At 63.0% G+C, this 7,721-nt stretch carries 8 protein-coding genes; all 8 read right to left on the reverse strand.

Annotated features, from left to right (window positions below; genetic code table 11):
• Nucleotides 1–169: 169 nt before the first annotated feature.
• Entirely contained in the window at nt 170–982 is an 813-nt protein-coding gene (locus Q0319_RS13410; RefSeq protein WP_299453303.1) for an ABC transporter ATP-binding protein, read from the reverse strand.
• A complete protein-coding gene (locus Q0319_RS13415; RefSeq protein ID WP_296465802.1) occupies nt 979–1,908 on the reverse strand; it encodes an ABC transporter permease in 930 nt (309 codons plus the stop codon). Before Q0319_RS13415 ends, Q0319_RS13410 begins: the two co-directional genes overlap by 4 nt.
• On the reverse strand, nt 1,905–2,894 hold the full coding sequence (locus Q0319_RS13420; RefSeq protein WP_299453307.1) for a 2-oxoglutarate and iron-dependent oxygenase domain-containing protein: 990 nt from the start codon (nt 2,892–2,894) through the stop codon (nt 1,905–1,907). The genes Q0319_RS13415 and Q0319_RS13420 overlap by 4 nt, the downstream gene beginning before the upstream one ends.
• A gap of 16 nt (nt 2,895–2,910) precedes the next feature.
• A complete protein-coding gene (locus tag Q0319_RS13425) occupies nt 2,911–3,891 on the reverse strand; it encodes an ABC transporter substrate-binding protein (RefSeq protein WP_299453310.1) in 981 nt (326 codons plus the stop codon).
• Between the two features lie 35 nt (nt 3,892–3,926).
• On the reverse strand, nt 3,927–5,327 hold the full coding sequence (locus tag Q0319_RS13430; RefSeq protein WP_299453314.1) for an FAD-binding oxidoreductase: 1,401 nt from the start codon (nt 5,325–5,327) through the stop codon (nt 3,927–3,929).
• The gene (locus Q0319_RS13435; RefSeq protein ID WP_299453318.1) at nt 5,324–6,190 is read right to left on the reverse strand and encodes a creatininase family protein; all 867 of its coding nucleotides are present in this window, start codon (nt 6,188–6,190) and stop codon (nt 5,324–5,326) included. The genes Q0319_RS13430 and Q0319_RS13435 overlap by 4 nt, the downstream gene beginning before the upstream one ends.
• Nucleotides 6,191–6,213: 23 nt before the next feature.
• Nucleotides 6,214–6,618, reverse strand: coding sequence for a RidA family protein (locus tag Q0319_RS13440; protein ID WP_363322282.1), 405 nt, complete (start codon nt 6,616–6,618; stop codon nt 6,214–6,216).
• Nucleotides 6,619–6,739: 121 nt separating this feature from the next.
• Nucleotides 6,740–7,390, reverse strand: a complete 651-nt coding sequence (locus tag Q0319_RS13445; RefSeq protein WP_296465808.1) for a TetR/AcrR family transcriptional regulator — start codon at nt 7,388–7,390, stop codon at nt 6,740–6,742.
• Nucleotides 7,391–7,721: the final 331 nt, after the last annotated feature.

A 7,721-nucleotide genomic window follows, 5' to 3' on the forward strand; every position in this document is an offset into this window, starting at 1 on the left:
CATGCCGGATCGATGACAGCCGGCGGGACCGCTGCTCTCATGACAGCGTATCGTTAAATATAAGGTAGCCTTATAAACGGGGGAAACCCCGGGGGAACCCTAGCGGCCGGGGCGGGAGGCGGGACTTCGAAGGGGTAGCGTGTCGTGTCGTCGCCAGCGCAGGGCGTGCTCAGACCTGCAGCACGCCCTGCGCCTGGAAGGTTTCCCTGACCGTGGCCATCAGGGAGTGGAACGTGGGATCCTGCAAGGCGTCTTTCCAGCGTCGCGGGCGAGGCAGCGGTACGGCAAGTTCCAGCGCGATGCGTCCCGGGCGGGGGGACATGACGATGACGCGGTCGGCCAGGAACACTGCTTCATCGATGCCATGCGTGATGAACAGCACGGAGTTGCCGAGCGATGTCCACAGCGATTGCAGGTCGGCGATCATCTGTTCGCGCGTGAGGGCGTCGAGTGCGCCGAACGGTTCGTCCATCAAGAGCAGCCGGGGATGCTGGATCAATGCGCGGCAGAGCGAGACGCGCTGCCGCATGCCGCCCGACAACTCATGCGGATATTTGTTGCCGAAACCGGCCAGGCCGACGCGCCGGAGCCAGGCTTCGGCCTGCTCGTGATGCTCCCGCGTCAGTTTTCCACGCAAGCCGAGAGGCAGCAGGATGTTGTCCAGCACCGTACGCCAGGGCAGCAATTGATCGGCCTGGAATACCGTCGCGGATTCAGGATGAGGGGCGGTGAGCACCTTTCCGTCGATGCTGACGTGCCCGGCGGTGGGGGTGTCCAGGCCTGCAGCCATCGACAGCAGCGTGCTCTTGCCGCAGCCGCTGGGGCCGACCACGGTGACGAACTCGCCCGGCTGGATGGTGAGGTCAAAGTCGTCCAAGGCGCAGACTTCGTCGCCTTCGCGAGTGTCGAACAGCTTGGTGACGCGCGAGAACCGCAGTGCAGCGCCTTGGCGGGCCGGGGTGGGGGTGGGCAGCGCATTCACCGCGAGGTACTCCGCGAAAAGACGAACTTCGATTCGATTACCGCGAGCAGGCAATACAGCAATGAACCCATGATGGCGATGATGAAGACCGAAGCAAGGTTGAGCGTCGTATCGAAGCTCGCGTTGGCTTGCAACTGCAGGTAGCCGAGACCCTTTTCCGCGGCCACGTATTCGCCGATGACCGCTCCGATTACGGCTAGGCTCATGCCGACCTTGAACCCACCGAAAATATTCGGCAAGGCGGCGGGTAGCCGCACGCGGAAGAAAATCTGGCGCGGCGTGGCGCCCATGGAGCGCACGGCGTTGACGAGGCCAGGGTCGACGCTCTTGAGGCCGAGCACCGTCGATACGACGATGGGAAAGAAGGCTAAAAATCCCGCAAGAAAGAGCTTGGGGCCCCAACCGTAGCCGAGGTACAGGACGAGCAGCGGCGCGAGCGCAACCTTGGGCACGGTCTGCAATCCTGCAAGAATGGGATAGACCGCGTGTTCGAACAGCCGTGAATAGAAAATGAGCAGCGCCGTAGCCATCCCCAGGACGACTGCCATGGCAAAGCCCAGGACCACCTCAAGTCCGGTGATCCAAGCGTGTCGCAGGAACATGGGCGCATCGGCACCGATGCGCTGCAGCGTGGCGAATGGCGTCGGGAGGATGAACTCTGACAGGCCCGCGATCGCGGCGCCCAGTTGCCAAGCCAATATCAATAGCGCAACGAGCGTCGGCGCGGCGAGCTTGTATAGGCGTTGGCGCCGCCGGCGCTGCAAACGCAGCGCCTCGCGTTCGGCATCGGTGCGATAGGGGTTGGCGGGCGCGCCTTGCGCCAAAGCGGACCGGCCGTTTTCCGGTTGCAACGAAGCGCCGCCGCGGGTGGTCGCCGGAGCGGACGGAGTGGACGGGTCGCGAGGGATTGCGGATGTGGACATCATGCCATCGCCGGTTTGCCGTAGGTCAGCCGAAACATGTCGGCAATGTGCTCGCCGACCGTGCATGGTGCGTACGCCGGCTCACCTTCGGCCGGCCGGCAGGTCGGCACGCATTCGACGCGCGTGAAATGCTCCGGGTTGAAGAAAGACGCTACCGAATAGCGATCGCGGCCGCTGACGTTGTTCATGACCCGGTGCAGCGTGGACTGGTACAAATCGTTGGTCCAGCGGCGCACCATGTCGCCGAGGTTGACGACGAAGGTGTCGGGAATGGGCGTGGCGCGTATCCATACCCCGTCGCGATTGCGTACTTCCAAACCGCCGCGATCGTCTTGCAGCAACATGGTGATGGCTCCCCAATCGGTATGCGCGCCAGCGCCGAGCTGATTGAAGCTGGCGTTTTCCGGATGCGGTGGGTAGTGCAGCAGGCGGACCGTGCACATGGGGTCGGCGGTTCCCTCGTCGAAATAGGTTTCGGGCAGCTCCAGCGAAAGCGCCAAGCAGCGCATCAGGTGCTGGCCGAGCTTGATGACGTGGGTTTGATAGTCGAGCATCTGCTCCTGGAATCCGGGCAGTTCATCCGGCCACTGGTTCGGCCCATGGTTGGGAACGCCTTGCAGGACCCGCGGGTGGGTAGGTGGCAGCTCGCGCGCGAACTGGAAGCCCTCCTTCAAGTCGGGCGGTGAATCGATGTCCAGGGCCTGGTTATGCATTGGATCGTAGCCGCGATGGCAAGTCGACTTCGACATTGCGATGCGCATTTTGGCTTCTAGCGGGAGCGCGAAGAACCGCCGTGCTTCCTCCAGCTGCGCAGCCCGGACGCTCGACGGGATGCCATGATTCGCGACGTAGAAAAAACCCGTGTCGCGGCAGGCCTTGTGTATGTTCCAGGCCACCTCTTGCCGGCGTGCCAGGTCGGCCGAAAAACTGTCCGCCAAGTCGATGACGGGAATTTCCTGCGCGGCATGGGGCGGCGTATAGAGAATCATGGTGCGCTCCCTCGGATCAGCGGGCAAACAAGGCGTTGCTGTAATAAGCGTCGACCGGCTTGTCACCCTGCAGTTCGCCCACCGACTTGAGCATGTCTATCGCCACCGACAGGTCTTTTGCTTCGATGTAGCCTGCGCGGCGCCCAGGCAGCTGCGGAATGGCGTCTAGCGTTGCCGAGACCTGTGCCTGGACAATGTCGGGCTTGGGACTGCCCGGCCAAGCCTTTCGAATGGCTTGCGCGGCAGCGGCGGGATCCTTGCGCGAGGCAGCAACGCCCTCGTCGAGTGCGGCCAGGAAGTCCGAGAGTGGCTTGCCCTTCTTGGCTATCGCATCGTCTTTCACGACGATCGACAGCCCCGGCAGGACCAGGCCGAATTTCGAGAAATCCAGGGTGACGAGCGGATCCTTGCTGATGCTAGCCAGCAGCGGGGGATCCACGTTCAGATACGTGGTGAGTGCATCGACGCGATTCGCGAGGAATTGCGAAGAACGCACCTGGCTGTCCATCATGACGCGATCGATCTTGTTGCAATCGACCTCGTTCATCTTGCAGATTACGCCCAGGTAAGCGGCCACGGTGTCGCCCACGGACACGGCGATCTTCTTGCCCTCGAGGTCCTTGGGCGTCGCCACCGGATTGGATGCGTGCGAAACGACGCCGATGGGGGCGCGCGGGTGGTACAGGGCCACGATCTTCACGGGCATTCCCTTGGAAATGGCCGTCAAGGCGAAAGCGGCGGGCACCACGGCTGCATCCTCTTGTCCTTGTATGAGCGCGCCGAGTGCCGCTTGCGCGCCGGCGCCCTCACCCAGGCTGACATCCAGGCCGCGCTTGGCGTAGGCACCGATCTCCTGTGCCATGTAGAACGCTGCGTACTCGCCTTTCAGTTTCCAGGAATAGCGCACCTTGATCGTCTCCGCCGTGGCGAGAGCGGGCAGGATGGCGAGGGTGGCGCTTAGCGCCAGGACGGTGGCTTTGATGCGGGTTGCGAGCATGGACGATCCTTGACGTGTGTGTTGGTATGGGGAGGTTAGGCTTCGGCGTGGGCGGCGATGATCTGGTCGCGGATCTCCCAGCCGCGCAGCTTGCCCGGGTTCAGCAAACCATGAGGGTCGAAAGCGACTTTCTTCATGACGACGGCGGGGTTGATCTGCCCCTGTTTGCCGTCTTCGACGACGTAGACATGCGGATTGGCGACGCCAACGCCGTGGTCCCGGTAGATCTGCATGATTTCGTCCAAGCGCTCGTCGGTCGTATAGCGGACGATAGGCAGTCCGTTGCAGGTCAGGGTGCCATCGCGCAGGCGCAGGAACTCCACGTGCGTCAGCACCTCATCGCCTAGCAACTTGCGCAGTGTCCGAACCTGTTCCAGATTACGGCCGGGCTGGAAACTGCATTGGATATAGGTGAGGCTGCGATCGACTTTCAGCGCATGCATGGTGGTGTGGTTCCAGGCGTACTCGACCAGCGTGCGCCGGGTGGCCCGGACTTGTTCCATGTCTTGCCGGTAAGTGATCCGGCCTCCGAAGTCGGCCACGATCTGCTTCATCGCCGCTTCGTTGAATTCGGCCACGATGACCAGCAGCGCGTGGCTGCCAGCGGGCAGGAAAGTCTGGAGGGCCGTCATGTAGCCGGGTACCGGATCGGCCAGCACCGTGACTGATTTCTTGATGATGCCGGGCGCTTGGGCAAGCGCTTGGCCGCAGTCGAGCGCACGGTCGAAGTCGTCGAACACGATGATGTTCTCGAGCCAAGGATGCGCCGGCGCCAAGGCGACTTCCAGCTCCAGCACGATGCCATTGGTCCCGTATCCATGGTGCAGCAACAGCGCCTCGGGGCCGGTCAGCTCGACGATGCGGGGTTCGGCTTCTACGGTCATGACTTTGATGGCGAGGACATTGCCCGGGGCGCCCAGGGGGCCGTAGGTGATCGACCCGACACCTCCGAATCCCCCGCCGAACAGGCCGCCTAGCGTAGCCATGCGAAACGTCGAAGGCAGGCAGCGCAGCTCCCAGCCTTGCGGCCTGGCCTGCTCATCGAACTCCGATAGCCGGATGCCTGCTTGGGCGCGCCCGACGCCGTTGCGCACCCATAGGAGTTCGTCGAATCGCGACAGGTCCAAAACCAGCCCGCCCGCGAGCGGCGTAGATTGCGCGTAGTTGCCCGTGCCGCCACCGCGGACGGTAAGAGGTACGCCCTCGCGCACACAGGCGCTGACGACTTTCCGTATCTCTTCCTCGTTGCGAGGTCGCGCCACTGCATCGGCTTGCTTGTCGTCGAACAGGCGCTTGAGGACGGGGCTGAACCAGAAGTAATCCTGGGAGAGGCGCTTGACGCGGGCGTCGTCCACGATCCAATCGATGTGGGGCAATTGGGTGCGGATGCGCTCGAGCTTTTGCAGCATCGCCAGGCGTGCGTCATCTGTGCTCATTGCGACCCCTCTCCGGCCGGTTCGACGTGGCCGGTGAAATGCGAGCGCGCCCACGTCGGCTCTTTGCGCTCTACCCACTTGAGTTCGTGGAACTCCTTGATCGCCGCGGCCCAGCTATCCGCGAGCGACTCGAGGATGGCTTCACCCTGCTCGCGGGTGGCGCCGGTCGGGTCGCCGATCACGCCCGTCGGGCCGAAGTCTCGCGCCACCCACGCCACTGCCGGGCGGCCATCGGGGGAAAGAAGCCGAGATGGAAACTCGGGCGGATAGTTGGCCGCGGCACGGTCCATGTGTACGGTTTCCGGTGCGAGGGCCATGGTGATGGCGGTTTCGGCGTGTCCGGCGTGCATGGCGAGTTTTTTCTCTTTTTCAGAGAGATAGCGGCCGGCGATGTGCGGCACGCGCCAGGTGAAGTGCGGCACGACCAGGTAATCGCCGTGGCGCAGGCGCAATTCGCGTGCTGCCATTTCAATGGGCTGGGGCTGTCCCCCGTGGCCGTTGATGATGAGGAGCTTGCGGAAGCCGGCGCGATACACGGACTCGCCGATCTCTACGAGTATGGAGAACAGTGTCTCGCCTGTGAGCGTGATGGTGCCGGGAAAGTGCAAATGTTCGTCCGACTTGCCATAGACCTGGGGCGGCAGCGCATATGCCGGGACCGTGGGGTCGAGGCGCTCGAGCGCCTTGCCGGTGATGCCGGCGGCGATCAGGCTATCGACTGCGCAGGGAAGATGAGGTCCGTGCTGTTCGATCGCGGCTACGGGCAGCACGATGACCGTGTTTTCGCGATCGGGCAGCGCAGCGATGTCCGACCAGCTCAGGTAGGGAAGAAAGCGTTGGGGCGGTATGAATCCGTGCAGCATGGTGGTCGGCGCCGGGTAGTGGATCAACGGGACTGCGGCAGATAGGCCGTGGCTTCGACTTCGATCAGCATGTCGTCGCACGGCATGAGGCCGGAGACCTCGACGACCGTGGAGACGGGCGGATCCTGCGGGAAGAAAAGCTTGCGGACGCGGTTGTAGTAGGGAAAGTGGTCCAGGTTGCGGAAGTACTGGACCAATTTGAAAACGTCGGACATCTGCCCGCCGGCCGACTCGATGGTTTGCCGTATCCTGTCCAGTACGTACCAGCTTTGGGCCAAGATAGGCCCCTCCTTGTAGTCGACGGAGAACTCTCCGGTTTCGCCGAGAGCGGTGCGCGCGTGATCGGGGATGTCGGCGTAGCCGCGCACGATGCGTTGGGCATCGGGATCCACGGCGATGACGCCTGACATGAAGACGAAATCGCCCATCCGCTTGTAGGCGGCGTAGCGGGCGAGCGGTTTGGCGATTGCAGGTGCGCTCAAGGCGGACTCCGAAAACTTTCCGACTGGTCAAATCTGTCGGTCAGGCTTCAAGCAATCGCCGTGCCAATCATCGCTGGACGTCTAGGCCGCAGCCGAGCAGGATGAAGCGGGTGACTTGTTCGACGATATGTTCGTGGGAGAGAGACGGGCTGCCGACTCCGCCGAACATCACGGCGATTTGCGGGGCATAGTCAGCGTAGTGCTGGGTGATGGTCCAAATGTGCATCAACAGCATGCGCGCATCGAGAGGCCTCATCAGCCCCAGGGCGATCCAGCGCTCGATGATGGCCACTTTGCGGTGGGCGGATTCCGAGGCCTGCTGCCAATACTTCTGTAGATAAGGGCCTCCGCTGAGGACCTCGCGCGTGAAGATGCGAGAGAGTTCCGGGTGGGCGAAGGAATATTCGAGCTTGGCGCGGATGTAGGTCGTCAGAGCAGTGCGAGGGTCGCCCGCGCGCTCATCGAACGGCGCCAGGTCCGCCCATGCATCCAGCACAGACTGGAGCAGTTCTTCATAAAGCTCCTCTTTTCCGAGGATGTAATAGTGCAATTGCGCCTTCGTCATGCCGGCGCGTTCGGCGATGTCTTGGGTGGATGCGCCTTTCAGCCCGTGGAGCGCGAACTCCGTGATGGCCGCTTTCCGGATGCGGGCCAACGCGGCTTCACGCCCTTTGCGGGCAGGCTTGACGGAGGGAATGAGCGTATCGATGGCGGTCATGCGATAGTCTGGGTGATAGCGTCGTCGCCCCGGCATGGGGAATCGGCCTGCCGGTTTTGGTGCAAAAGACCGGCTTTGGTGCACGACCTATCGGCGGGCGGGTGATGACGCCTGCGTCCGGTCGCACTGCGAGCGCATTGCACGTTTCGGGCCAAGTGCCGCGACCCTGCTCTTGAAGGAAGCGGTGCCCTGCCCGTCGGCCGCGCAGCCATGCGCTACGATCTTTCGGTCAAACCCTACCCGCCGGGAAAACGATGAAGAACGAAGCGCCGGGCAGTCCCTACCGCAAGATCGCCGCGCGCATCATCCCGCTGATGATGCTGCTCTATTT

Origin of the sequence: uncultured Pigmentiphaga sp. (genome assembly GCF_937950555.1) — a bacterium.
In the GTDB taxonomy this organism is placed as follows: Bacteria; Pseudomonadota; Gammaproteobacteria; order Burkholderiales; family Burkholderiaceae_B; genus Pigmentiphaga.

Bases quoted from the DNA above. Each gene is read 5' to 3' on its own strand.
- Q0319_RS13420 (WP_299453307.1), bottom strand. From the start codon at position 2,894: ATGATTCTCTATACGCCGCCCCATGCCGCGCAGGAAATTCCCGTCATC.
- Q0319_RS13415 (WP_296465802.1), bottom strand. From the start codon at position 1,908: ATGATGTCCACATCCGCAATCCCTCGCGACCCGTCCACTCCGTCCGCT.
- Q0319_RS13435 (WP_299453318.1), bottom strand. From the start codon at position 6,190: ATGCTGCACGGATTCATACCGCCCCAACGCTTTCTTCCCTACCTGAGC.
- Q0319_RS13425 (WP_299453310.1), bottom strand. From the start codon at position 3,891: ATGCTCGCAACCCGCATCAAAGCCACCGTCCTGGCGCTAAGCGCCACC.
- Q0319_RS13440 (WP_363322282.1), bottom strand. From the start codon at position 6,618: ATGGGCGATTTCGTCTTCATGTCAGGCGTCATCGCCGTGGATCCCGAT.
- Q0319_RS13445 (WP_296465808.1), bottom strand. From the start codon at position 7,390: ATGACCGCCATCGATACGCTCATTCCCTCCGTCAAGCCTGCCCGCAAA.
- Q0319_RS13430 (WP_299453314.1), bottom strand. From the start codon at position 5,327: ATGAGCACAGATGACGCACGCCTGGCGATGCTGCAAAAGCTCGAGCGC.